17 protein-coding genes, 1 tRNA gene and 2 pseudogenes are annotated in these 26093 nt (G+C 38.6%); 13 read left to right on the top strand and 7 right to left on the bottom strand.

Annotated elements, in window-relative coordinates; translation table 11 throughout:
- The first annotated feature begins 148 nt into the window (after positions 1-148).
- The 4 genes from KBP50_RS15990 (at position 149) to KBP50_RS15975 (ending at position 7101) form a co-directional block, all read left to right on the top strand.
- Positions 149-844, top strand: a complete 696-nt coding sequence (locus KBP50_RS15990; protein WP_050351445.1) for a response regulator transcription factor — start codon at positions 149-151, stop codon at positions 842-844.
- A complete protein-coding gene (locus KBP50_RS15985; protein ID WP_050351444.1) occupies positions 837-1925 on the top strand; it encodes a sensor histidine kinase in 1089 nt (362 codons plus the stop codon). The genes KBP50_RS15990 and KBP50_RS15985 overlap by 8 nt, the downstream gene beginning before the upstream one ends.
- A 248-nt stretch (positions 1926-2173) precedes the next feature.
- Positions 2174-3016 (top strand): M15 family metallopeptidase, encoded by an 843-nt coding sequence (locus tag KBP50_RS15980; protein WP_050351443.1) that lies wholly within the window; start codon positions 2174-2176, stop codon positions 3014-3016.
- Between the two features lie 200 nt (positions 3017-3216).
- Entirely contained in the window at positions 3217-7101 is a 3885-nt protein-coding gene (locus KBP50_RS15975; protein WP_050351442.1) for a 5'-nucleotidase C-terminal domain-containing protein, read from the top strand.
- A gap of 77 nt (positions 7102-7178) precedes the next feature.
- On the opposite strand, the gene nadA is transcribed toward KBP50_RS15975, so the two are convergent.
- The 3 genes from nadA to nadB all read right to left on the bottom strand — a co-directional run bounded on the left by nadA (position 7179) and on the right by nadB (position 11013).
- Positions 7179-8285 (bottom strand): quinolinate synthase NadA, encoded by a 1107-nt coding sequence (gene nadA, locus KBP50_RS15970; RefSeq protein WP_050351441.1) that lies wholly within the window; start codon positions 8283-8285, stop codon positions 7179-7181.
- A 339-nt stretch (positions 8286-8624) separates the two neighbouring features.
- Complete coding sequence (gene nadC, locus KBP50_RS15965) at positions 8625-9458, bottom strand: carboxylating nicotinate-nucleotide diphosphorylase (RefSeq protein WP_050353437.1); 834 nt, start codon at positions 9456-9458, stop codon at positions 8625-8627.
- Complete coding sequence (nadB, locus tag KBP50_RS15960) at positions 9427-11013, bottom strand: L-aspartate oxidase (RefSeq protein ID WP_050351440.1); 1587 nt, start codon at positions 11011-11013, stop codon at positions 9427-9429. Before nadB ends, nadC begins: the two co-directional genes overlap by 32 nt.
- A gap of 326 nt (positions 11014-11339) precedes the next feature.
- Between nadB and KBP50_RS15955 the strand changes: the two genes are divergently transcribed.
- From KBP50_RS15955 to KBP50_RS15940, 4 genes and pseudogenes are all read left to right on the top strand, one after another.
- Complete coding sequence (locus KBP50_RS15955; RefSeq protein WP_050351439.1) at positions 11340-12521, top strand: IscS subfamily cysteine desulfurase; 1182 nt, start codon at positions 11340-11342, stop codon at positions 12519-12521.
- Complete coding sequence (locus tag KBP50_RS15950; protein ID WP_050351438.1) at positions 12476-13021, top strand: transcription repressor NadR; 546 nt, start codon at positions 12476-12478, stop codon at positions 13019-13021. Before KBP50_RS15955 ends, KBP50_RS15950 begins: the two co-directional genes overlap by 46 nt.
- 203 nt (positions 13022-13224) lie before the next feature.
- A pseudogene (locus tag KBP50_RS15945) lies at positions 13225-13564 on the top strand (transposase); the annotation flags it as partial.
- 553 nt (positions 13565-14117) lie between these two features.
- Positions 14118-14834, top strand: coding sequence for a ferredoxin reductase domain-containing protein (locus KBP50_RS15940; protein ID WP_050351437.1), 717 nt, complete (start codon positions 14118-14120; stop codon positions 14832-14834).
- A 459-nt stretch (positions 14835-15293) separates the two neighbouring features.
- On the opposite strand, the gene KBP50_RS15935 is transcribed toward KBP50_RS15940, so the two are convergent.
- Positions 15294-15366 (bottom strand) — tRNA-Ala (locus tag KBP50_RS15935).
- 335 nt (positions 15367-15701) lie between these two features.
- Here KBP50_RS15935 and KBP50_RS15930 point away from each other — a divergent pair.
- The 3 genes and pseudogenes from KBP50_RS15930 (at position 15702) to KBP50_RS15920 (ending at position 19031) form a co-directional block, all read left to right on the top strand.
- Positions 15702-17195 carry a peptide MFS transporter gene (locus KBP50_RS15930; RefSeq protein ID WP_050351436.1) on the top strand — a complete coding sequence of 498 codons (1494 nt, stop codon included), beginning with the start codon at positions 15702-15704 and terminating at the stop codon, positions 17193-17195.
- A 312-nt stretch (positions 17196-17507) separates the two neighbouring features.
- A pseudogene (tnpA, locus tag KBP50_RS15925) lies at positions 17508-17904 on the top strand (IS200/IS605 family transposase).
- 11 nt (positions 17905-17915) lie between these two features.
- The gene (locus KBP50_RS15920) at positions 17916-19031 is read left to right on the top strand and encodes an RNA-guided endonuclease TnpB family protein (protein ID WP_050351435.1); all 1116 of its coding nucleotides are present in this window, start codon (positions 17916-17918) and stop codon (positions 19029-19031) included.
- Between the two features lie 595 nt (positions 19032-19626).
- Here the strand turns inward: KBP50_RS15920 and KBP50_RS15915 are convergent.
- Positions 19627-20181: a hypothetical protein gene (locus tag KBP50_RS15915; protein WP_050351434.1), complete on the bottom strand. Its 555-nt coding sequence runs from the start codon at positions 20179-20181 to the stop codon at positions 19627-19629.
- Positions 20182-20802: 621 nt separating this feature from the next.
- On the opposite strand from KBP50_RS15915, the gene KBP50_RS15910 reads away from it, so the two are divergent.
- Positions 20803-21066, top strand: a complete 264-nt coding sequence (locus tag KBP50_RS15910) for a YhdT family protein (RefSeq protein WP_050351433.1) — start codon at positions 20803-20805, stop codon at positions 21064-21066.
- Complete coding sequence (panF, locus tag KBP50_RS15905; protein ID WP_050351432.1) at positions 21063-22502, top strand: sodium/pantothenate symporter; 1440 nt, start codon at positions 21063-21065, stop codon at positions 22500-22502. The genes KBP50_RS15910 and panF overlap by 4 nt, the downstream gene beginning before the upstream one ends.
- 468 nt (positions 22503-22970) lie before the next feature.
- Here the strand turns inward: panF and KBP50_RS15900 are convergent, their stop codons facing one another.
- The gene (locus tag KBP50_RS15900) at positions 22971-24956 is read right to left on the bottom strand and encodes an acetoacetate--CoA ligase (RefSeq protein WP_050351431.1); all 1986 of its coding nucleotides are present in this window, start codon (positions 24954-24956) and stop codon (positions 22971-22973) included.
- 255 nt (positions 24957-25211) lie between these two features.
- A complete protein-coding gene (locus KBP50_RS15895) occupies positions 25212-25736 on the bottom strand; it encodes a type 1 glutamine amidotransferase domain-containing protein (protein ID WP_050351430.1) in 525 nt (174 codons plus the stop codon).
- Between the last annotated feature and the right edge of the window lie 357 nt (positions 25737-26093).

Genomic DNA, 26093 nt, shown 5'->3' with positions numbered 1-26093 from the left:
GGGATCGCTCGTGACAGCCGGAAAAGTCGCTCGTATCATTAGAAAAATGTCTCTTGGCTTCTGTACCATTAATGATGACATCAAATGTTTGCTATTGTATGATCATACGTAGGATGTTTATCCTGATAAGCCTATTGGAGTGAAAAAGATGACACAAATAACGATACTAGTAGCTGATGATGAAAAGGAAATTGCTGATTTAATTTCCATTCATTTGAAAAATGAAGGATATAATGTAATTACGGCAGCGGATGGAGCGGAAGCTTTGCAGCTTGTTCAAGAGCAAGTTGTCCACTTAGTGGTTTTAGATATTATGATGCCAAAGATGGATGGGTATGAAGTGACGCAAAGGATACGGGAAGATTATCAAATGCCAATTATTTTTGTAAGTGCAAAAACATCTGACTTTGATAAAGTGAAAGGGCTAGTTATTGGGGCTGATGATTATATGACAAAACCGTTTACGCCAATGGAATTAGTAGCCCGTGTTAATGCACAATTAAGACGGTTTACGGTGTTAAATGGGAAGAAAGAGGGCAAAAATAACGTTCTTGAATATGGTGAACTATGCATAGATAAGGATCGACGGAGCGTAACCTTATATGAAGAAGAAATTGATCTGACTCCGAAAGAGTTCGATATTTTATTCCTGTTGGCAAGTCACCCGAAGAAAGTGTTTGATGTGGAGACTATTTTTCAGCAGGTATGGGGAGAACTGTACTATGAAGGTGCGAATACTGTCATGGTACATATACGGACATTAAGGAAGAAGCTCAAGGAAGACCAGCGCAAGGATAAATGGATTAAAACGGTCTGGGGAGTGGGGTACAGCTTCCATGGGTAATAGGATAAAAAATTTTCGTACAAAGATGGTTATGCTGTTTGGATTAAGTATGCTGTTTGCTGGTGTTGTAACATTTTCCATTTTTTTAGGGTTGCGTTTTTATTATCACAACTATGTACAAGTAGGGGAACCTTTAGCTAATATTCGCAGCATGATAGCAACAGTGGGTGATTTCAACTTTTTTATCCTTCTATTTATTCCGCTTTCCATTATGTTTTTCTATTTGTTAACGAAGCGGTACTCCCTCTATTTTAAAGAAATTTCACAAGGAATTCATCAACTCGCGAATGGTAATTTTACACATCATGTGCAAATTGACACGAAAGATGAATTTCATGATATAGCTGAAGATATTAATGCAGCGGCGGATAAGTTGCAGCAGGCAATTGAACGTGGTGAATTTGCTGAAAGTAGCAAAGATCAATTAATTGTCAATTTAGCTCATGACTTACGAACGCCCCTAACATCTGTCCTCGGTTATTTGGATGTAGTACTTAAAGATGAGCACTTAACTGATGAACAAAAGCGACATTACTTATCCATTTCATATAAAAAATCACAGCGCTTAGAAGCTCTAATTAATGAGTTATTTGATATAACAAAAATGAACTATGGCATGCTGCAATTGGATAAGACGGAGATTAATCTTGGAGAGTTGCTCCAGCAATTGAATGAAGAATTTTATCCGATGCTTGAAAAAAATCATATCCGAACCCGGTTAGATATTCAATCCAGCTTAATGATTACTGCTGACGGTGAAAAGCTTGCTAGAGTATTTGAGAATTTGCTTACAAATGCTATTCGTTACGGTGCTGACGGAAAATTTATTGATATAAAAGCTTTTCAAGATACAAATGACATCGTTGTACAAGTTATTAATTATGGAGATAGCATTCCCGATGATGTCTTACCGAATATTTTTGAGATGTTTTTTAAACAGGATCAGTCGAGAACATATAAAGCGGGTAGCACAGGACTAGGATTATTTATTGCTAAAAATATTGTCGAACAGCATGGTGGAAGTATTGAGGCAGATAGCACAGTTATTCGAACTATATTTGAAGTTCGATTGCCAAAATAATGATATACTTCCTTATGAAAATTGGGGAGCCGGTTTAGGTTTGCTATCATGCAGACTCAGGTTGGTTCATCGGGGTAGTTCGAATGCTGCTTTAGCCTATAGCAATTGTTATGCTATAGGCTAAAGCAGCATTTGGAGCTTTAACGCGCAGTATTTTGATACGTCTGTTTAAGAAAAATTTAAGATTTACCATAGCAAAAATTTAAGTTTTCCTCTCTATCATTTAAAATGAAGGGGGGGAAAACGAAATGAAAAAAAGCAGATTGTTTTTATATATAATTATTATAGGTATTGTTGTTGCGATTATGTGGTATGACAAAAACAATAAATCCATTGTCTACATCGAACAAACACATGAAGAAGGTGAAGAACCATTACAGATAGATGTGGAAGACATTCACCGAGGGGAGCTATTATTAGTGAATGAAGAGCATGGGATAGAGAAAAGTGCCAAAACGGACATCGTAAATTTATTTGAAAATAAGCATTTAATAGGCGATTATGGGTTAATCGATAATAAAATAAAGCTATCGAAAGAAATTACCACTTATTTTAATGAGATGATAGAGGCAGCTAAAAAAGATGGTGTGAATAATTTTTTAATCAGCAGCGGTTATCGTGAGTTTCAAGAGCAAACGAAGCTGTATCAAGAAATGGGGAAGGACTATGCGTTGCCGGCAGGTTTCAGTGAGCATCAATTAGGCTTAGCACTTGATGTAGGTTCATCAGCAGGATCAATGGCAGAAGCAGAAGAAGGTGTGTGGATCGCAGAAAATGCATGGCAGTTTGGGTTTATTTTGCGCTACCCAGAGGAAAAGAAGGCGATTACAGGGATTGAATACGAGCCGTGGCATATTCGTTACGTAAGTAAACCACATAGTGCGATTATGTATGATAAAGACTTTGTTCTAGAGGAATACTTGGATTTCCTCAGGGAAAAAAAACAAATTTCTACGACAGTGGATGGGAAAAATTATCATATCCGTTACTACCCAGTATCCAAATCAATGACGGTGAATATACCAAAGAATCATAACTATACGATTTCCGGTGACAATGTAGGAGGTGTTATTGTCACTGTGTATGATTAAAGCACAAAACGAACGATCTCTGCTTTTTTTAGATAACTTCGTAATAAACATTTTAACTTGCTCCATTCATCGTGAAAATGCATTCATAATTACTTGGAACAATTTACAATAACTTAATGAAAAATATATAGAAACGTACTCTCCTCTATGTCATAGTATAACTATACGTTTATATGAATCTAGTAAATGGGAGGGTATGTATGGCTAACCAGATACGTATGAAATGGATTTATGTTTTATTGATTGTGGTTCTGATTTTTTCAAATGTTGCTCCGGTAACTGTAGTTGCTGCTGGAGAAACGGGCGCAGCGGATGAACTAATTATATCAGAGTATGTCGAAGGTAGCTCTCAAAATAAGGCAATTGAAATTTATAATGGTACAGGTGCTGATGTAAATCTCGCAAGCTATCAATTAAAGTTGTACAGTAATGGAAAAACTGAGCCGAGCAACACAGAAAATTTGGAAGGAACGTTAAGCCATGGCGATGTTCTTGTACTTGCTCATGGTCAAGCAAATGATACTATTAAGCAAGTAGCCGATAGTACTTCGGCAGTTGTCAATTTTAATGGGAACGATGCAATTGCTTTAGAAAAGAACGGTGAAATAATCGATTTGTTCGGTGCAATAGGGGACGAGTCAGATTTTGCTAAGGACAAGACGTTAGTTAGAAATACAAATGTGACTACACCAACTTCAACCTATAACGCTAGCCAATGGACCGATTATGGCAAGGACATATTTACTTATTTAGGAAGCCATACGATGGATGGGAATGATGAGAATAATCCTGGTGAACCGACGGATCCAGACCCCAATCCAGAACCAGATCCCGAAACCCACACGATTGGCGAAGCAAGACAATTAGCAGATGGTTCTGAAGTCGTTGTGGAAGGAATTGTTACGGCTAATTCTGAAGCATTAAGCAATGGCAACCAGTTTTCTACATATATCCAAGATGAAACAGCTGGAATAAATTTATTTAAGTATGAACAAGGTGATTTACCCGAAGTTCAAAAAGGAGATCGTGTCAAAGTAACAGGGACGATGGATTCTTATAATGGCTTAAAAGAAATTGTGCCAGCTTCGATTGAAATACTTGAACGAGGACAAGCCCTACCAGAAGTACAGCAGATAACATTGGAAGATTTGCAAAATAAAGAGGTAGCGGAGTCCTACGAAGGTGAGCTTGTACGTGTAAATGGCTATATTAATTCCATTCCTAGTTCTCCCGCTGGCGGCGGATACAATGTAACGTTTATCGATCAAGACTATAACTCCGCATTATTACGAATGATGGAAAATGCTGTTGATATTAGTCAAGTTGAAGAGAAGCAATGGTACGATATTACCGGAATTGTTAGTCAATACAATGATCATCAGCTGTTGCCTACTGAACAGGCTGATTTACAAGTAGCTGAGGAGCAGCCAGACCCTCCTTCAGCTGCAGGGGAATATGAAACCGCCGTGGAAAAAATAACCGATGGGGATACTATTCGAATTGCTGATCCCGTGTTTGGAAGTAATCGTGTTCGGTTTGTAAATATGGATACTCCAGAAACATATGCAGCAAAAAATAAAGCTCCAGAACGTCAAGCGATTAATGAAAATCAAAAATATCATGGTGATGAAGCGACAGCACATATCGGAACGTATATTCAGCCAGGCGATAAAATTACTGTCAAAGTTGGAGAACAGCCGACAGATAATTATGGACGTCTGCTAGCAGAAGTTATTACAGCTGACGGGAAGAATGTTAATCTCGAAATGGTACGTGATGGCTATGCTGTATCCTATTTCATTGCACCTATTGACGAAGAGGCATACCCGAAATATCAGCAAGCCGTTAAAGAAGCAAAAGATCAAGGGTTAGGTATTTGGGGTGCGGATAATCCGCTGATGGAATTACCGTTTGCATTTCGTGCGAATGATGATCAAAAAGGCTTCTTGCGCTTTGTCGGTAATTCAGATACAAAAGAATACGTCATTCCAGATGATTGGGCAGACGTACCTGTAGAAAAGCGCGTGTTTTTCTCAAGCCCAGAGGAAGCAGAATCCTATGGTTATCAGCCAGCAGGTGAAGGAAATCCTGTAGAAGATAACTTGCTTGTGCAATTTTTAAGCATGAATGATCTACACGGGAAAATTGATCAACAATACGATTTAGATCCAGATGGAGACGGCGTATTTGATACGTATGGTCGCATGGATTTTGTTGCATCAGCTTTAAAGGAAAGAGAGCAGGACAACCCAAATACATTTATCGTGCATGCTAGTGATATGATCGGTGGAAGCTCACCAATTTCTGGATTGCTTCAGGATGAGCCAACAGTGGAAATTCTTGAAGAAATTGGCTTTGATGTCGGTACGGTTGGGAACCATGAGTTTGACGAAGGTACGGAAGAATTTATGCGTATGCTAAATGGGGGAGAACATCCAGAAGGAAAAGGTACAGAGGGTTATGATGGGATGAATTTCCCGCAGCTTTGTGCAAATTGTGTTGACAAGGAAACGGGTGATACGATTCTACCTCCATATCACATCGAAGAAGTTGATGGTGAAAAGATTGGTTTTGTAGGGGTAAACACGCAAACATCTGCTAATATGGTAATATCTGAGGGGATCGCGGATATTAAATTTACCGATGAAACAGCAGCTGTCAATAATGCAGTAGCCGAGCTACAGCAACAAGGCGTTGAAGCAATTGTTGTATTAGCACATATTCCTGCCGATCAAGCAGGCGATGGTGCAACTGGAGAAGCGGCTGATTTAGCAAGAGAAGTTGATGACGCGGTCGATATCATTTTTGCTGCCCATAATCACCAAGTAGTAGATCGTATCGTTGACGATAAATTAATCGTTCAAGCGTCTGAATATGGCAAAGCTTTTGCTGATGTAGATGTGGAAATTGATCGCACGACTGGCGATATTGTTAAAAAAGATGCTGACGTAGTATTTGTGAAGCAAAGCGGCTACGAAGCAGATCCTGCTGTCAGTGATATTCTAGCGAAATATGAAAACCAAATTGCTCCAATTATGAATGAAGTAGTTGGGTATAATGCAACTGATTTAACGGGCGATTACACCAATGAAGGTGATCACGGGTTAGGAAATCTAATTGCGGATGGAATGAATTCGATCATGGATAGTGATTTCGCGATGATGAATGGTGGCGGTATTCGCGATGATTTGTTAGCTGGAAAAGTAACCTGGGGAGACTTGTATAATATTCAACCATTTGGAAACACATTAATGACCTTTGAAATTAAAGGGAAAGACCTGGCGCCGATTATTAATGCACAACTGTCACCAATATACGGACCAGACTATAGCATTAGTGGTTTCCACTACACATGGAATCCTGAGACGAATCAAGTAGTAGATGTTACGTATCCAGATGGTACACCAATTGAGGCGGATAAGGTGTTCACCTTAACTGTAAATAATTATATGGGTACTTCGAAAAATCCGAAGCACAGCCCAATTAGTGAACTTGGTAAAAATCCAGTTATGGGGCCATCTGATCTTGATGCAACGGTTGAATTTGTCAAAAGCTTAAATACAACGGAGAATAATCCGTTCCTATTTGAAGCTGAAGGCAGAATTTCTGTTGCCAAAGATGAAGAGCCACCACTAAACCCTGGAGGCGGTACAGGGAACCCAGGAACTGGTAATGGTGAAGGTCCAGGAAATAGTGGAAACGATGGCGATAACGGAAACAATGGTAACAACGACAATAACAACACCGGCGATAACAACGGCAATAACGGCAACAATAACGGCAACAATAACAATAACAGCAATATGAATCATGATGGTGGTGCTACACCAGGAAAGGATAACGATGACCGTGACAATGGAAACAACGCTGGTAACGGTTCGTCAAGTAACAACGCAAATGGCACTTTAATTGGGAATACTGATCATAACGTATCAGAAACACCAGGAAGTAAAAATGACGATAGAAGCATATTGCCAAATACGGCAACAAACATATATAATTTGTTATTCGCTGGTGTAGCTCTCATTGTTCTCGGTGTAGCATTGTATATGAGAAAACGATTTAGAGCAAAAAAAGCAAGCTAAATACCAATCGAAAAAGGGGCACATGAAACGCATGAAGCCCCTTTTTCTAATGAGATAAGAAAGTATAAAACATGTTATTATGCTCTTTCCAACATGCGCTCAAGTGCAAGACGAGCACGGGAAGCAGTTTCTGTATCTACAGTAATTTGATTAATCGGTGATCCTTGCTGAATTTTTTCTAAAGACCAGAGCAGGTGTGGTAGATCAATTCGATTCATTGTTAAACATGGACACATATATGGGTTTAGCGAAATAATATGCTTATCAGGATGTTGGTTCATTATTCGTTGGACGAGATTCATCTCCGTTCCAATCGCCCAAGAGGTTCCTGTCTTTGCCTGTTCAATCGTTTCAATAATATATTTGGTGCTGCCATTATAATCAGCAGCATCCACCACTTCCTTCTTGCACTCGGGATGGACAATAATAGTCATGTTGGGGTGTTCTTTTCGTACGTAGTCCACATTATTTAGAGTGAAGTTTTCATGCACGGAGCAATGCCCCTTCCATAAAATTACTTTTATTTTCTGTACATCTCCAGTAAAAACGAGCTCATCTTGGATTGGATCCCATATTGCCATTTCTGTTTCATCAATACCAAGATCAGAAGCAGTGTTCCTCCCTAAATGCTGATCTGGCAAAAATAAAATCCGTTCTTTTTGTGTAAATGCCCATTCCACCATCTTGTGTGCATTCGATGAAGTAACAGTAGCACCCCCATGTTCACCGACAAATGCTTTAATTGCCGCTGTCGAATTTACATATGTCAACGGTAGAATAGAATCATCAAATTGTTGCCTGAGCTTTTCCCAAGCGCGTTCAGTTTGATAGATGTCAGCCATATCTGCTAGAGAACAACCTGCTCTCATATCAGGTAAGAGCACCATTTGCTCATTATTTGTTAACATATCGGCGGTCTCCGCCATAAAATGAACCCCGCAAAATACAATGTAAGCTGCTTCTTTATTTTGTGCAGATACTTGGGCGAGCTGAAGAGAGTCGCCAACAGCGTCAGCAAATTGAATGACTTCGTCTTTTTGATAATGATGTCCGGGAATGAATAAGGCATTGCCTAAATCAAGCTTTATTTGTTTAACCCGATCCTCCATTTCTTGCTTCGATAAGGCTAGATATTCTTTCGGAATGGATGTGGATGGTTGGGTTAACTCTTTAAGCAGATCCATATATAAAACTCCTTTTTAATAAGATAAGAAACTATAAAATGAGGTGCTTATGGATAACGAAATAACCGAAGCCACGTCCGGCGCATGAGCCCAGCAACGAGGCGACTTTAGAAATGCGCCCTACGATAAGTCATCATCGGTTCGTTACCTCACCGTGATTCCTAAATCTTTAGTTGATTCGTTCCATTCGCTACGTTGCTAAACGGGCGCCCTGCGCCTTTGTTCCACTATAGGAAAGTATAAGATTTTTTTGGTTTATAGTATAAGAAAAACAAAGGCTTCCGCCATAAGACTTGGCGACAAGCCAAGTTTTTCTAATGACTTTAAGTAATATTAGGTTCACATATAGACAGAAGCGCTTATATCTAACGACGGTGCTGCATGTGTTAAATAACCTAATGAGATAAAATCAACCCCACTTTTTGCATAATTCAGTAATTGCTCCAACTGGATACCGCCAGAAGCCTCAGTGATTATCGTTTTTGGAACATGGTGAATCCAATTCCTAATCATTTCTGGAGAGCAATTATCAAACATAATAATATCGACTTCATTGGCAATCGCCTCTAATAATTGATCTTCTGATTCAATTTCAACTTCTATTTTCACTGTATGACCAAGCCTGGACTTTATCCTTTGTACGGCATTTGTAATTGAGCCAGAAAAGGCAATATGATTATCCTTAATCATCACTGCGTCAGATAAACCGTATCGATGATTATATCCGCCTCCACATCGTACCGCCTGTTTTTCCAACATACGTAATCCAGGTGTCGTTTTTCTAGTATCACAAATTTTTACGTCTGTTTCATTCACCATTTGTACAGCTTTTGAGGTTAATGTAGCAATTCCGCTCATTCGTTGGAGCAGATTTAAGATCACCCTTTCCGCTTGTAATAGATTGATGATCGATCCTGATGCAGTAGCAATTACGTCACCAACTCCTAGATGGTCTCCGTTTTCTTTATTTCTAATAAGCTGAATAGGAGCATGGATAATTTGAAAACCCAAATCTATAATTTCAGCACCGCAAAAAATCCCTGGTTCTTTAGCATGAAATGTGATGGTTCCTTGCATATGTGTATCGAACAAATTTTGGCTCGTCATATCGCCATGTCCAATATCTTCTAAATAGAATTGATTAAGCATGGTGTTTAATTGTATAAGGTTGATCATAGGTTACCTCCATTCTATTCGTCGATTTAAAATGAACGATCCGTTTTTGTAGCCAATACTCGTTATCTTTATTGGGAAAATCGGAGCGAATATGGCAACCTCTTGTTTCTGTACGGTGTAATGCTGCTTCTGTTATCAGGCGAGCAGCAATCCACATAAAATATACTTGAATCGTGGAACGATCGCTTTGTTCGATTTGTTTAAAGGGATCAATTTGATAAGCGTCTAGCCATCTTAATTGTTTAGATAAACAATCATGATCACGAATAATTCCAACTGCTTGCATCATAGATTGCTGTAGTTCTTGTTTGGTAAATGGTAGTTTAGTAAGTTGTTCTCGATGTTGTTTCTTTGGTGTGAAATCAATCGTTTGCAAATTGTCATGTTGTTGGACGATGTAGGCTGCTAAACGTTTTCCATAAACAAGCCCCTCCAATAAAGAGTTGCTGGCAAGACGATTTGCACCGTGAACACCACTTGCTGCAACTTCACCAATAGCATATAAGCCTTTCACTGAGGTAGCGCCCCAATCGTCAATAACGACACCTCCGATCATAAAGTGTGCTCCAGGGACGACAGGAATTTTTCCTTTTTGAATGGAAACACCATGTTGTTTGCACATGTTAGTTATTGCAGGAAATCTGGAGCTGAAATCTTTTACTGGTGTAATGTCTAAATATACTTTTCTTCCTGCTTTGATTTGCTGAAATATTTCATGTGCAACGATGTGCCTAGGGGCTAAATCACCTAACGGATGAACATGCACCATGAATTGTTCATTTAAATCATTTTTTAAGGTCGCGCCCGCCCCACGAACGGCTTCAGAAACAAGTCCTATACTTCTTCCATTTATATGGAGGAGGGTTGGATGAAATTGGAAAAATTCCATGTCACTAAGTTTTGCTCCTACTCGATAAGCAAGTGCTACACCATCGCCTGCAACAGACCAAGTATTAGACGTGCTTGCATATAGTTCACCAGCTCCGCCGGTTGCGAGAACGACGTGTGGAGCGACATAAGTATGACATGATCCATCTATGTCTTTCGTTATAACGCCAATACATCTTTCTGCTTTGTTTTGCAATAAATCGATTACCATTTTGTTTTCCAGCCATTGGACACGCTTTGACAAATACAACTGGCGGAGAAGAAACTCTGTCATATATTTTCCAGTTTGATCTCCCCCACAGTGGGTAATGCGTGCTTTACTGTGGGCTCCTTCTAAGCCTAAGGCGATATTGCCATCTGAATGCATATCAAATGGAGCAACTCGAATCCAATCCTTAATGATTTGCCTTCCTTCCGTGACTAATGTGTGAATGGCTGCGGCATGTCCATGTTCATCTGCAGCAGTAATAGTGTCCATGTAATGATCATAGAGGCTATCGGTTGCGGAAATAGCAGCAGCAATCCCTCCTTGAGCTCGATAAGAGTTGCTATCTTTTATATAACCTTTTGTGATTATCATCACATTAAACTGTTCTTTAAGTTGGCAGGCAAGTTGTAATGCAGCAATCCCACTGCCAATAATTATTATGTCTGTTCCTTTCACTGTGAACTCACCTTTTTTACATATGTCTTGACACATATCATTACATATTATTAAGCTAAATACAAGTGTTATATCATTATTTTTTATAGGCTATAAAAATCAGTTAAAAATAAAAAGCAAGTTTGGACAAAAAAGTTGTTAAAAATAAGTGCTGTAAAGAGGGGAAGAAGGGGAAATGTTGTCTGAAAAATATAATAAAGTATAAAACGCTAGGCTCTAAGTATAAGAAAAACTACAGCTTTCACTAAAAGATTGCGACAAGCCAAGTTTTTCTAAGAGTAGGTAAGAAATATGAATCGGGTTGACGGAAAGGGGATGAAAATAAAGTGATATATCTTGATTATGCCGCTACAACGCCAATAGATGAAGAAGTATTAGTCATCTATCAGCAGGTGGCTGCAAATTATTGGGGAAATACAAGTAGCCTACACCATATAGGAGGAGAAGCAAAACAAGTACTGGAAAACAGTCGTAAAAGTTTAGCGTCATTATTACATGTTCCGCCAAGAGGGATTTATTTTACCTCAGGTGGCACAGAATCCAACCAGCTTGCAATTGTATCACTTGCACTCAGTCAGTCGTATAAAGGCAAGCATATTATAACTTCACAAGCAGAACATTCTTCTGTTTTTTCAGCTTTATCGTATCTGGAAAACAGTGGGTTTGAGGTTACGAAGGTACCGTATACGAAAGATGGACAAGTAGATCTGCTTCAGTTAGAAAAAGCAATTCGTTCTGATACAATTATGACAACGATTGGATATGTTAACTCAGAAATTGGCTCTATTCAACCACTTGAGAAAATTCGCCAGCTATTGCACGCAGAAATAATTTTTCATACTGATGCTGTCCAAGCCTTTGGTAAAGTTGATCTGTCAAATCTGCATAAGGTCGTCGACAGCTTTTCCATCTCATCACATAAATTATATGGTCCGAAAGGTGTAGGAGCAGTTTATATTCAACCTAGATGTGCTGTTAAAGGTATATTTCCTTTACAAACTCATGAACACGGGATTCGTGGCGGAACGGTTAACGCTCCTGGTATTGCGGCTTTTGTTGCCGCGGCATTAAAGTACGTTGGAGAAGAATGGGAGAGAGCAATTAAATTAAGGCGGCTGTTCTTAGCAGAGTTAAGGAGAGAGCTAAAGTCGCAGCAACAAGTAATTGAATCATCTGTATCACAGTTACCTCATATTGTTGGTCTTACATTTCCTAATTATGAAGGTCAATTAATTATGTTAGAATGTAGTCGAAAAGGCTTTTGCATATCAACTGGAACTGCCTGTGGGCAAGCATCAGCGACAGCAGGAAAAACAATGGTAGCGATGGGATATTCAGAGGAGAGACAAAAGGAGTTTATTCGAATTTCGTTCGGCAAAGATACGAGCGAAAATGATATTGTTCAATTAGTACAAGTATTGAAGGAAATTGTTGGAGGAAATAAGGAAATAGGTGATGAAGATTGCGAGAAAAGAAAAAAGTGTTCGGTGAAGAACGAAGGGCTTTAATTTTAAGTCTATTAAAAAATGCCAATACCCCAATTACTGGCGGGGAACTGGCAAAAAGGACCAATGTTAGCCGTCAAGTTATTGTTAATGATGTAACTTTGCTAAAAGCGAGGAAGGAACCAATTATTGCTACGAGCCAAGGATATATGTATTTGTCTCCCAGGGCCGATGGTAGCGTAGAAAAGACGATTGCCTGTCAGCATACACCTGATGAAGCAGAAGCGGAATTAACGATCCTTGTCGACTATGGAATAACGGTAAAGGATGTAACGATAGAGCATCTCGTTTATGGCGATTTGACAGCTTCCATTATGGTATCGAATCGAAAGGAAGTAGAGCAATTTATTCACAAAATCACATCCACTGGTGCAGCATATTTGTCTGAACTTACAGGTGGCGTCCATTTGCATACATTGCTTGCCGATAAAGAAGAACAACTAAATGAAGCAGAAATAGCTTTAAAGCAAGCGGGATTCTTGATGGAGACAAACGAAACATGAAATAATTAACATAGTTTAATTCTATTTAATGGAAGGGGATGTCAGAATTGATTGGCATCGAGAGCTCCTATTAAATTAATTGGAAGAATGCTATTTGTAGATTTAAAATAAAGTTTGATCATAATAAACCTGAATGATTCATAGAAATAACGTTATAACTTATGAATGCTTATACACTAAAGAATGAAGTCAAGAAAGCTGGCGTTCGATTTTATCAAAAGAGGGGAACGATGAAAACTATATCAAAGAAGCTAAAAATGGTTTTTATTTTGACCGTACGAGCAACCATTCTTTTGAAATGAACATGCAAGAATGATGCTGAACCTATTAGCGTATAACTTAACAAACTGGTTCCGCACGCTTTGTTTTCCAGATGAACAAAAGAATATGCAAATGCATACGATACGCACCAAGATCATTAAAGTCGCTAGGAGATTGGTTAAATCGGGTAGATCTTTGTACTTTAAACTATCGTCTAGTTTTGTGTACCAATCTTTTTTCTGGAAGATACTACAACGAGTCCTAACCCTACAATTAGAATAGAATAATTTAGCTAGCAAAGGAAAAGCACGAAGACTCCTTGAAAATGAACAACACATTTTCTTCGTGCGATGTTTCGCTGACGTAGTCTTCCTCCCGTGGGAAAGCACAGTGGGAAGCGCCCGCAGAAAAAGCGAACTTCTTTTTCGAGGAGGCTGAGCGCAAGCCGCGGGAAGGATATTGTTTTTCCGAAGCGGTTTCATTAGAATTTGGTAAAGAGTCATTATTTCTCCATTATTTAAAAAAAAATACTGGAAAGGCCAAGGGGTTAGTACGCCCAAAAACAGAGTTTTTTAAGGACTGGAGTCATCCATGGAGAAAAAATTGCATGTCTTCTATTTTTTAGACCTATTATTGATTCATATCATTACTTTTTAATTTTTTCTCCGGTCATTTTAGAGGTATGAATAATTCAGGTTTAAGTATTTTTTTAATTGTCAGTAAATTGAAGTCGCATAAAATACCTGAAATAATCAATTCGTTCAGTTGAGAATTGTTATCAATTATTGTATATTAGATAGTAACGATACATATGATTGAATAAGGAGAATATATAATGCAAATATACTGGACTAAAATAAATAAGATTATTGAAGAAACGCCTGAGGTTAAAACGTACCTGCTCGACTGTCCGGAAGACTTCACATGGGAAGAAGGTTCCCACACCCACTTCGCACTAAAAGGTTTTAATGCTGGAGATAAACCAAACCGTAGCCTGATTCGCCACATGTCAATCTCCACTTTACCGCACGAAAATTCAATCGGTATCACAACACGCATCAGAGAGCAGTGCTCTGAGTTTAAAACAATTTTAAGAAATCTTGAGGTCGGCAATGAAGTTGCAATATTTAAAACTCATTCGAATGTACCACTAAAAAGAGAAGACAAAAATGTTTACCTACTGTCATCAGGCGTCGGTCTGGCAACTTTCAGACCGCTTGTACTTGATTATTTCGAACGTTCTGACAACGTAAATCAAATACATTCTCTGAACATCGATTCGTCAAAAGATTTTTTATTCACTAATATTTTTGAATCTGTACCTGACAAAAAGTTCACATCACAATTCGTCGATAACCGTAAAGATTACTATGAAGAAGTGAAAAATCTTGCTGTAGACAAGGATGGACTCTTCTATGTTGTCGGCAGCGACGAATTCCTCGTGCAGAACATTGAAGTACTGCGTGGGCAGGGCATCAAGCCGAAACAGATTATGCTCGACAAGCATAAACAAGAACTGCCTGAGTTTTTATCATTTGATTTGTCAATTTAAGACGTGACAAAAAATTTTTCTTGGTAAATACTAAATAGATGCTCCATTAACGAGAGCGATTGTTGAGGATCACAGGCAATAAATAATCAAACTTTATTATTATAACTGTATAGAGTTTCACGGGAAACGAACCTGTTTTGATAAATCTATTTTCAAAACAGGTTCATTTAATTATAACTTAACATATTGGTTTTTAAGGATTTTTTGAGCAAACTTTATTTAAAGCTACACTGTTCACAAGAAGTTAGGACGTAGGCAATAAGAACAAGAAAAACATCCCACATTTGCTAAACGCTGTCCTCATCATAGACAAATACATGTGATAGAAATGGAAGCAGAGTACAATGCTTGAACAGGAAGATATGCGAAGAGAAAGATTCATGCTTGAGGCATATTTTTATTTAAGCATACAAAAGGGGGAGTACCGTAACTAATGTCACTGCACTCCCCTTATTGTGATGGAGTCAAGGGGGATCGAACCCCTGACCTCTACGCTGCCAGCGTAGCGCTCTCCCAGCTGAGCTATGACCCCGTATAGACACAAATCTTATTATAAGTAACTATGTACATTATTTCAAGTGTTATGTATAGGGAAAACGATTAAAATATAAATAGATGACTATTTTTTGAACTTTAACTATTTCCAAAGACTATTTTAGAATAAATAGTTACGTTTCTATTAAAAATAATAAACATGGCTAAACCAAGCGTGAATCAAAGGGAACACGATTGTCATTTGGTTATAAATAATTAGTTTTCATTGTGAAAATATCACAATTTTTCGAAGTTTGACGTTTGAAATACAGAGGAGTACCATAAGTACAACAAAAAGTATAATTATCAGTTTATTCTGAAGGAGTTTGAATTATGTCAACACATAGTAAAGAAGAAATTGTACAGAGCGTCCCCCAGACAGGTTTTTTTGGACATCCGAGAGGTCTATTTACACTTTTCTTCACAGAATTTTGGGAACGTTTCTCCTACTATGGAATGCGTGCGCTTTTACTTTATTATATGTATACCGAAGTTGCTAGTGGCGGCTTGGGTATCGCCAATGATACGGCTAAATCCATTATGGCAATTTATGGATCACTCGTGTATATGTCAGGAATTATCGGCGGGTGGATTGCCGATCGATTATTAGGAACGCAACAGACAGTATTTTACGGTGGCGTACTGATTATGGCTGGTCATATTGTGTTAGCACTACCTGCAGGAGTAACAGGATTGTTTTTATCCATGTTTTTAATTGTTATGGGTACTGGTTTGTTAAAGCCAAATGTATCCAGTGTCGTTGGGGATCTTTACCGTTTATCAGATGTAAGAAGAGATTCAGCATTTAGCATATTTTACATGGGAATTAATATGGGGGCACTTATTGCACCGTTAATCGTTGGTACGTTAGGACAAGAATATAATTATCATTTAGGCTTTGGTGTAGCGGCAGTAGGTATGTTATTAGGTTTGATCGTTTTTGTAATTACTAAAAAACAATACCTTGGTTTAGCAGGAACTTATGTACCGAATCCACTTGCCAAAGAAGAAAAGAAAAAAGTATTTGGTAGAATCACTACAGGTATTGTTATTATCATTTTATTAGGTGCTATCACTATGCAAACAGGATTGTTAACCATTAATCGATTTACTTATCTTGTTAGTATATTAGGTATTATAATACCTACGCTTTATTTTATCGTTATGTATCGTAGTCCAAAAACAAATGCAGACGAAAAATCAAGATTGCTTGCCTACATTCCTTTGTTCATCGCTGCCATTATGTTTTGGGCGATACAGGAGCAGGGCTCTATTATTTTAGCAGAGTATGCGGACAAACGGACACAATTAGAATTTCTTGGTATAGATCTAAAATCGTCTTGGTTTCAGTCGCTAAATCCATTATTTATCGTCGCCTTGGCTCCAGTATTTGCCGGGCTATGGATGAAATTAGGTGAACGGCAACCATCAACGTCGAAAAAGTTTTCTCTCGGCTTGTTCTTTGCTGGCTTATCCTTTTTAGTTATGATTATCCCAGCTTCGATCAATGGAACGGATAGCTTAGTAAGCCCTATATGGCTTGTACTTAGCTTTTTACTCGTAGTTATTGGAGAACTATGCTTGTCTCCTGTAGGTTTATCCGCAACAACAAAGCTTGCTCCAGTAGCATTTTCTGCGCAAACAATGAGTCTTTGGTTTTTATCCAATGCTTCAGCACAGGCCATTAATGCGCAAATTGTGAAGCTTTATAAACCAGCAACAGAAATAATATATTTTGGCGTCATTGGAACAATTGCTATTTTTCTAGGTTTAGCATTATTCCTGTTATCACCAATAATTCAACGTTTCATGAAAGGCATTCGTTAATCCTTGTTATGTTGGTACTGTTACATGTAGTGCTATACTAGTACTAGTTATTGTATCCACATGTAACCGGGGATATGCCCTCCATCTAACGCTGAAGACATTATTAAGAGTAAATCAGAAATAACGTTATTAAAACATTTTTATTTTAAAGTACTTTCGAAAGAAGTCTCCCTCTTCAAGCGTGTGAAGGGCGTAGCCCAACGGTAAGGGGGAGATGAATTTCGGTTGGGCGACAGCCCAAAGGCTTTTTCTTTTCCCTTTTTGTTCAACATAGTATAATCAGTTTGATAAAGTACAAGGGGTGATATAACAATGGAATTGGACAGTAATAATCATTCAGTGTTCTCGATGTATTACTATCTCGTGTTAGTCGTGAAGTATCGAAGAAAAGTAATAAATGATACCATTTCAGACTATGCCAAAGATAAATTTGTGTCATTGAGTGAAAAATATAATATCACATTAGTCGAATGAAACCATGATATTGACCATATTCATATTTTGTTCAAAGCACACCCCAACAGTGAATTATAAATTCATCAATACCTATAAAAGTGCCAGTTCAAGGCTTATTAAGAAGGATTTTCCCCATGTTCGTAAAAAGTTATGGAAAGAAATGTTTTGGTCAAGAAGCTTTTGTTTGTTGACAACGGGCGGTTCACCTATGGAAGTGGTAAAAAAATATATTGAAAATCAAGGGATAAAGTGAGGTGATTTGATATGGCTAAACAAAATAAAGCGTACAAGTTTAGGTTGTATCCAACAGATGAACAGGCTTTGATTATACGCAAAACTTTCGGATGTGTTCGTTTCGTCTACAACAAGATGTTAGCTGAACGTAAAGGGACTTATGAATTATTGAAAGATGATAAAGATGCCTTAAAAAAGGTGAAGCACCCTACACCCGCCAAGTACAAAAAAGAGTATGAATGGCTAAAGGAAGTAGATTCATTAGCGTTAGCGAACGCACAACTAAACTTGGATAGGGCGTATAAAGCATTCTTCAAAGGGATGGCCAAGTTCCCAAAATTCAAAAGTAAACGACACAAGCAAAGCTACACAACAAATGTCGTAAACGGTAATATTCAATTGTTGGATGGTCATATCAAATTACCCAAATTAAAAATGGTCAAAATCAAGCAACATCGAGAAATTCCTTCAGAGTACAACATCAAATCTTGTACCCTGTCTATGACTGCATCAGGAAAATACTATAATTCTATTCTTACAGAATACGAGAAGGAGATTGATCACAAGGAAATTGAAAGCGTTGTCGGATTAGATTTTGCGATGGATGGACTATTTGTCGACAGTGAGGGTGAGAAAGCCAATTACCCTAAGTTTTATCGACAAATGCTTGAAAAATTAGCTAAAGAACAACGTAAACTTTCTCGTAAAAAGAAAGGGTCTTCGAACTGGAATAAACAACGCATTCATGTAGCTAAAATTCAAGAAAAAGTCGCCAATCAACGCAAGAATTTTCTTCACCATAAATCAAAGAAATTAGCGACTAGTTATGATGCCGTTGTGATTGAGGATTTGGACATGAAAGGGATGTCACAAGCCCTAAAGTTTGGCAAAAGTGTTGCTGATAATGGTTGGGGAATGTTCACCTCTTTCTTACAATACAAACTAAAAGAACAAGGGAAACAACTTATCAAAATTGACAAATGGTTTCCATCCACCAAAACCTGTTCAAATTGTGGTTCGGTAAAAGAAGTCAGGTTATCTGAACGTACCTACCAATGTACTTGCGGTCTAAGTCTCAATAGAGATTATAATTCAGCACTCAATATCAAAAAAGAAGGCATTCGCCTATTATCAAGTGCCGCCTAATAAAAATATAAACTTTTGGAACAAGAGGGTTAGCTTGGTCAACTTCGTCAGCTACCAAAAGTGGCGATTACCCAAGAAGCCCCCACTTCAAGCAACCCGTAAGGGTGGTAAGTGGTGGGAGTAGTTCACAGTGTATTTCTTGAATGTTTGTTCTGTCATTTTTTAAGAGGCTGGGACATAACGAAAGCGGCTGATTAAAAACGAACCATAAATCGCCAATTGTGTATACGCAAGTTTTAGCGTAGTCAAAATAGGTAGACTCCTGCGGGAACAGCGCGAGCTGAAGATCCCACAGAAAAGCGGTTTTTGCCTTCCTAGGAAGCTGAAGAGACCTGCGGAAAGCGAAGTATTTTGACATAACGGTAATAAAAATTTTTTAATGTTAGAAAAACTTGGCTTGTCGCCAAGTCTTATGGCGGAAGCCTTTGTTTTTCTTATACTATAAACCAAAAAAACCTTATACTTTCCTATAGTGCAAATAAGCCGAATAATTATAAATGGATTGTTCGGCTTTTGCTATATAGTATTTGCTTATGTCCCAGCCTCTTTACTCTTCTGTTTGCGCTAGACAAACTAATTTCCAGTTTTTTATTTCTTAGGTTGAATAAATTTTAAACATGGAGGTTTCTTGATCGATAGACTTCGCGATTTCAAATGCTTCTTGCTGGCTTTTATTATTATTTACCATCTCATAAATAAATCTGATGATAAACATTAAGTTAGAATTACCATCTATATAATCATCAGGGCCTAGATAAGAATGACATCCACTTTTAAGGAAGGCTTTTCCCAATGATTCTCTACCCAACGTACAACCTGCTGCAATAACTCTTATGCCTTCCAGTTTTGCAAATCGTAGTACATCTTGAGCGTCAAAAAACTTCCCGCTTGGCTCATCAGGTTCATAGATTTCCTCAGCTAATTCGTTTATACAAAATCTGCCTTCATCACCATGGAAGTTTAATATTAAATAATCTATTTTATCTTCGCGATCTTTACCCGATAATATATTTACAAGATCATTTGGTCTTCCTAACCAATGCATAGTAACCCTTACCCCAAAGTATTCAAGAGTTGATCGTAATGCATAGGATTCCATAGCGCAATCAGGCCCCACAGCTAAACTTACATATAATTCAGGTTTACTCATTTCTATAACCCCATTATAAATTTTTATTTATTATATACTTTTTTAGTTTAAAATTCTGCTTTTAAGAGTTTTTGACTTGGCCTTCATAAAAACAATCTCTTAGTTAATCAATGTAGGCTTATTAACACATGCTTGTCAAGCGTCAGTATTTTGAAGGTTTAATGGGTAACATCTTATTAAAGGAATGGGTACCTACATTTACCCCCCAAATTTTTCAGTATTTTATAAGTGTATCCCTCTATTCTCGAAATAGGAATAGTATGTTTTCCATTTGTGATATTCATTACGTAGCGGGAGAGGGAACCTTATGCTGTGAAATTTTATTCTGTTTATCCCGTATATAATGTACTGTACAACTCCCACTTCAAGAGTGGGATAATTGTCTAAGTGGGAGATAACAGCACTTAAATACCCAATTTCGTAAGATGCCTTTAGGTCATACCATTACAGTACTAACAAGCCGTGGGGATGAATGAAAACCCCCACGGATGGAAGATTCAGTTTTTGTGAAGCAGTATTTTCCAAAGTCGTTTTTCTACCCCGTTCTTTACATTCATGAAATAATTGCGATATATTGTTGGTAATTAAAAAATTGTAGATTCGTAAAGGAGTGAAGTATCGGTGAAAAAACAAGATGTAAAAATTGCCAATCGGGAAGCATGGATAGGCCTAGGTTTAGTTGTGTTTAATTTTGTGTGGTGGTTTGCTTTCGCTTACGGATTAGGAAATAAACAGCCTGATCAATATACATATATTTTGGGGTTGCCGGCATGGTTTTTTTATAGTTGTGTGCTTGGATTTATTGTTATGGCAATTCTCGTTACAATCGTTGTGAAAAAGTTTTTCGTAGCTATTTCATTTGATGAGGAGAAGGACGCAGAATGAATTGGGAATCACTTGTACCATTAATTGTAATTTTAATCATTATTTTTGGAGTGGGAATTTGGGCAGGAGGATATTTAAAGGCATCGACAAATTTTGCTCAGGATTATTTTTTAGGTGGTAGAAGCCTTGGTGGATTTGTGCTTGCGATGACAATGACGGCAACGTACGGAAGTGCAAGCAGTTTTATAGGTGGACCTGGAACAGCATATAATGAAGGGCTCGGCTGGGTGCTGCTTGCTATGTCACAAGTCGCTACAGGCTATTTCGTTTTAATGGTGTTAGGGAAAAAATTTGCTGTCATAACGAGAAAGTACAAAGCGTTGACAATGGTCGATTTTCTAAAAGAGCGTTATCAGTCCAAATGGGTGGTTATTTTTTCGGCAGTTAGCATTATTGTTTTTTTATTTTCCGCGATGGCTGCTCAATGGATTGGGGGAGCGAGACTAATTGAATCGTTGATGGGGATTAATTATACGAGTGCATTGTTCATTTTTGCTGTAGCTGTGTTAATTTATGTTACAGTAGGCGGTTTTCGAGCTGTCGCTCTTACAGATGCGATTCAAGGTAGTATCATGTTTGGTGGTACACTTATCCTGCTTATTGCGGTCATTATAGCAGGTGGGGGAGTACCAGCAATTATAGCTGATTTAAGTGCTGAAAATCCGAATTTGATTACCCCTTATGGTTCCGAAGGGCAATTAACACCTGCTTACGTTTCCTCTTTTTGGATCCTTGTTGGAGTCGGGGTTGTTGCTTTACCGCAAATAGCGGTACGAGCGATGTCTTATAAAAATTCTCAATCGATGCACCGTGCCATTATCATTGGAACAATTGTCGTTGGATTTATTATGCTGAATATGCATTTAATTGGTGTATTTGCAAGACCAATATTACCTGGTATTGAAGTCGGGGATAAGGTGATGCCTTTAATTGCCTTAGAAGTAATGCCAAATTGGCTGGCGGGAATTGTGCTGGCAGCGCCTATGGCGGCCATTATGTCGACAGTAGATTCGTTATTATTGTTAGTTAGTTCAACAATAGTTAAGGATGTCTACTTAAATTACGTAAAACCAGACGCTTCACAACAGACAATTAAACGAATTAGCATTGGTATTACTGCATTGCTCGGCGTGATTATATTTTTGATGGCTTTAAACCCGCCTGATTTGATCATTTGGTTAAATCTGTTTGCCTTTGGTGGATTAGAGGCAGCATTCATCTGGCCGATCGTATTGGGATTATATTGGGAAAAAGGGAATAAATACGGTGCGCTTGCTTCCATGATTGCTGGAGTCGGGCTGTATATTTTATCAGACACCTTTTTTCCACAGCCGTTTGGTATCCATTCGGTCGTCATGCCAGTTGTCATTTCATTTTTCGTTTATGTTGTAGTGAGCCTACTTACACAAAAGCAGGTAGCAAAATTACACGTATAAAGTGAATCTTCAATCAGTGGAGGGTTTACTCATCTCCCACTGATTGAAGTAGAGCGTTCTTGAAAAATTATGCGTGACACACCTTTCGCGGTTGAACACTTACAGGTCCAATGAATGGGGAATTTAGGTATCGTTAACCCCGCTATGCACCTACTCTGGTTCCCGAAGTGGGATCGTACTGCACACCTAATATTCGGGATAGTTATGTTGGTGAAAGCTTAGGCAGCTTTCATAATACGTGTTTTTAACAATGCCTAATTGCAAAAGTTTCCCCTAGATAGAAATGATGAATGTGCATATAATCCGCTCCGGAAACATACTTCGCGCACTTTAGGACGATTGTGAAGTTCCTAGTGCTAATGTACTGCGGGATTTCACTCCCGCAGAAGATTACAAGTATTTTCAGAGCATCACTCGTCTGGAGTTAATAGCATCATTTGTCCTAGACTCTTCTGCATGGACTTAAGTTCAAGTCTTTATTTTTTCGGCAAATTGGTAAAAGGCATCTAATGCCGCAGCGTTGTGTAATGAACCTTTATTAACAATTTGCTCCATTTGTTTCCCTTGTAATATTTTCTTCACTGGAATTTCCAGTTTCTTACCGTTTAACGTTCTTGGCAAATCTGGAACTTCGTAAATGCCAGTAGGAACGTGTCGAGGGGAGCAGTGTGCTCGAATATGCTGGTTAATCTGTTGTTTTAAATCGTCTGTTAACTGACAACCGTCCTTCATCACAACAAACAATGGAACAAAGGAATCACTATTTGGTTGCGGAATATCGACAATTAAGCTGTCCGCAATTTCGGGGATATGGTCCACAGCTCGATAAATTTCGCTTGTGCCAATGCGCACACCACCTCGATTAATCGTTGCATCTGAGCGTCCGTAAATGACGCATGTTTTTCGTTTAGTTATTTTTAAGTAATCTCCATGCCGCCATATACCCGGGAAAACATTAAAATAGCTTTCCTTTAAACGGGAGCCGTCCGGGTCATTCCAAAAATAAATCGGCATAGATGGGAAAGGTTCCGTTAATACAAGTTCACCAACCTCTTCTATCACCGGTTTCCCATTGTCATTAAAAGATTCGATTTTAGCTCCTAAGCCACGGCATTGCAATTCTCCAGCATAGACTGGCAAAGTTGGGACTCCTAAAATAAATGCAGTACATACGTCTGTTCCTCCACTGGCAGAAGCGATCCATAAATCTTTTTTCACATTTTCATAACACCATAAAAAACCTTCTGGTGGAAGCGGAGATCCGGTTGAGCTGATATTTTTTAACTGACTCAAGTCATAATTCTCATACGGTTTTATATTATCCTTCATGCAAGAAGTAATGTAACTCGCACTTGTTCCGAATACAGTCATTTTCGTTTCTTCTGCTAACTGCCACAATCTACCTTTAGAAGGATAAGCAGGATTTCCGTCATACAAAATGATGGTACTTCCTGTTAGTAGCCCTCCAATAAGGAAATTCCACATCATCCATCCTGTTGTCGTAAACCAGAAGAAACGATCACCTTCTCCGAGATCGACATGAAACGTTAGTGCTTTTAAATGCTCCAATAAGATACCGCCTTGACTCTGAACAATGGGTTTTGGTTTTCCTGTTGTTCCAGAAGAGAAGAGTACCCATAGGGGATCGTTAAAAGCGACATACGTAAAGCTTAATGGACGAACAGGAGCTTCTTTAATTGCTTGCTCCCAATGAATAACATGCTGTAAAGAAGCGAAAGTTGCTTGTTCTTCTAAATAGGAAATCGCAATGGTTGCTTCTAATGTTGGTAAACTGGATTGAATCTCAGCTGCTACATCTGTTCTGTCAAAAGCTTTGCCGCCGTATACGTAGCCATCAATGGTAAAAAACAATTTTGGTTCTATTTGCTGAAAGCGATCAATGACACTTTGTGTACCGAAATCAGGAGAAGCACTAGACCAGATTGCCCCAACACTTGCAGTGGCTAGAAACGCAACGACTGCCTCATAAATATTCGGCAAATAAGCGACGACGCGGTCTCCTTTCTGAATGCCGAGACGTTTTAATACTTGTTGCATAGCCGCTGTATCTTGATAGAGCTGCCTCCATGATACTGTCTTTATTTTTCTACTTTCCGATGTGTGAATGATGGCGGGTTGGTTGGAAGTCGCACGGTTTCGAAAGATATGTTCCGTATAGTTTACCGTTGCTTCTGGAAACCATTTTGCCCCTGGCATATGATGGGAGGATAAAATAGTTTGATAGCCTTCTTCTGCCTGAAGGTCAAAATAATCCCAAATACTAGCCCAAAATGCCTCTATTTCATGAACCGACCAATCCCATAAAGCATGGTAATCTTGGAAATGCATGTTTTTATGTTCACCTAGCCATTTGATATAGCTGTTAATTTTAGCGGTTGTTTTTCTTTCTTCACTTGGCTCCCAAAGCAATATCCCTTCCTCTACTTGCTTCATTTTACCCCTCCTTATTATCAGATGATTCCTTCTTTTCATTATATGGAAACGGTTTCTTTATGTAAAGGATAGCTGTAAATGAATAAGTCTCCGACAAATCGTATTTCATTCGTTGGAGACTTATTTTGGGCTTCATGCGGTAGGGTGTTCTTATTTCCTTAGACAATGCATAGAGTTTACATCATGATTCTTTTTACACTCCGCTAAATTACTATTTTGTAGCACATTGCGGCAGGCTAGTAGGATAACTGGATGTTATTCGTTTGCTAATACATCACAAAAGGCTTTCATATAAGCTGGCAGATCAGGTGGTCTGCGGCTTGAAATAAGATGTCCATCGACAACGACGGGGTCGTCTATCCAAGTTGCCCCAGCATTTTTCATATCATCTTTTATTCCTGGCGTACTGGTCACTTTTTTACCTGTTAAGATTTTAGCGGAGATTAATACCCAGCCCGCATGACAAATTTGACCAATCGGTTTTCTATGTTCATCCATTTCCTGAACTAGTTTAATGACTTCGGCATAACGGCGAAGCTTATCCGGAGCCCAACCACCTGGAACTAAAATAGCATCGTATTCAGCAGCATTCACATCAGAAAACGCGTAGTCAGATGTTGCTGGTACCCCATACTTGCCTTGATACGTCTTCTTAGCTTCATCCCCTACCAAATGAACGACAGCACCATCTTCTTGCAGACGAAGGACTGGGTACCAAAGTTCCAAGTCTTCAAATTCATTCTCTACAAGTGCAATAACCTTTTTATCCTTTAATGGCATTGTATCCCTCCATGTTTTCGTATAATACGATTGTATCAAATTGTTTCTTTCATAGGGAAGATGGAAGCACTATGAATAAATTCAAAACGAGGAAAATTGCTACAGTCATCACTGGGATCTTTCCGTATTCCCAGTTTTTTACTGTATAGGAAACTATAAAATGAGGAGCTTGGGGATAACGAAATAACCGAATAGCCACGTCCGGATCCATCGTCCAGCAACGATGCGACTTCACTGAATCACCCTACGATAAGGCCTCATCAGTTCGCCACTAAGAGGAAGGCCGACTAAAAACACGCTTACCGCCCAGAAGTCGGCATACCCCTGTTTGGTGGCATGATTCCTTTATCTCATTTG

Origin of the sequence: Virgibacillus pantothenticus (genome assembly GCF_018075365.1) — a bacterium.
Taxonomy (GTDB): domain Bacteria; phylum Bacillota; class Bacilli; order Bacillales; family Amphibacillaceae; genus Virgibacillus; species Virgibacillus pantothenticus.
The sequence above is the reverse complement of the archived record's forward strand: the minus strand, read 5'-3'. Positions and strand labels throughout refer to the sequence as shown.

What these genes read in the sequence shown, in the direction of transcription:
- KBP50_RS15930 (WP_050351436.1), top strand. Translation starts at nt 15,702, where the DNA reads ATGTCAACACATAGTAAAGAAGAAATTGTACAGAGCGTCCCCCAGACA.
- KBP50_RS15985 (WP_050351444.1), top strand. Translation starts at nt 837, where the DNA reads ATGGGTAATAGGATAAAAAATTTTCGTACAAAGATGGTTATGCTGTTT.
- KBP50_RS15980 (WP_050351443.1), top strand. Translation starts at nt 2,174, where the DNA reads ATGAAAAAAAGCAGATTGTTTTTATATATAATTATTATAGGTATTGTT.
- panF (WP_050351432.1), top strand. Translation starts at nt 21,063, where the DNA reads ATGAATTGGGAATCACTTGTACCATTAATTGTAATTTTAATCATTATT.
- KBP50_RS15990 (WP_050351445.1), top strand. Translation starts at nt 149, where the DNA reads ATGACACAAATAACGATACTAGTAGCTGATGATGAAAAGGAAATTGCT.
- KBP50_RS15920 (WP_050351435.1), top strand. Translation starts at nt 17,916, where the DNA reads ATGGCTAAACAAAATAAAGCGTACAAGTTTAGGTTGTATCCAACAGAT.
- nadA (WP_050351441.1), bottom strand. Translation starts at nt 8,285, where the DNA reads ATGGATCTGCTTAAAGAGTTAACCCAACCATCCACATCCATTCCGAAA.
- KBP50_RS15975 (WP_050351442.1), top strand. Translation starts at nt 3,217, where the DNA reads ATGGCTAACCAGATACGTATGAAATGGATTTATGTTTTATTGATTGTG.
- KBP50_RS15900 (WP_050351431.1), bottom strand. Translation starts at nt 24,956, where the DNA reads ATGAAGCAAGTAGAGGAAGGGATATTGCTTTGGGAGCCAAGTGAAGAA.
- KBP50_RS15895 (WP_050351430.1), bottom strand. Translation starts at nt 25,736, where the DNA reads ATGCCATTAAAGGATAAAAAGGTTATTGCACTTGTAGAGAATGAATTT.
- KBP50_RS15915 (WP_050351434.1), bottom strand. Translation starts at nt 20,181, where the DNA reads ATGAGTAAACCTGAATTATATGTAAGTTTAGCTGTGGGGCCTGATTGC.
- KBP50_RS15940 (WP_050351437.1), top strand. Translation starts at nt 14,118, where the DNA reads ATGCAAATATACTGGACTAAAATAAATAAGATTATTGAAGAAACGCCT.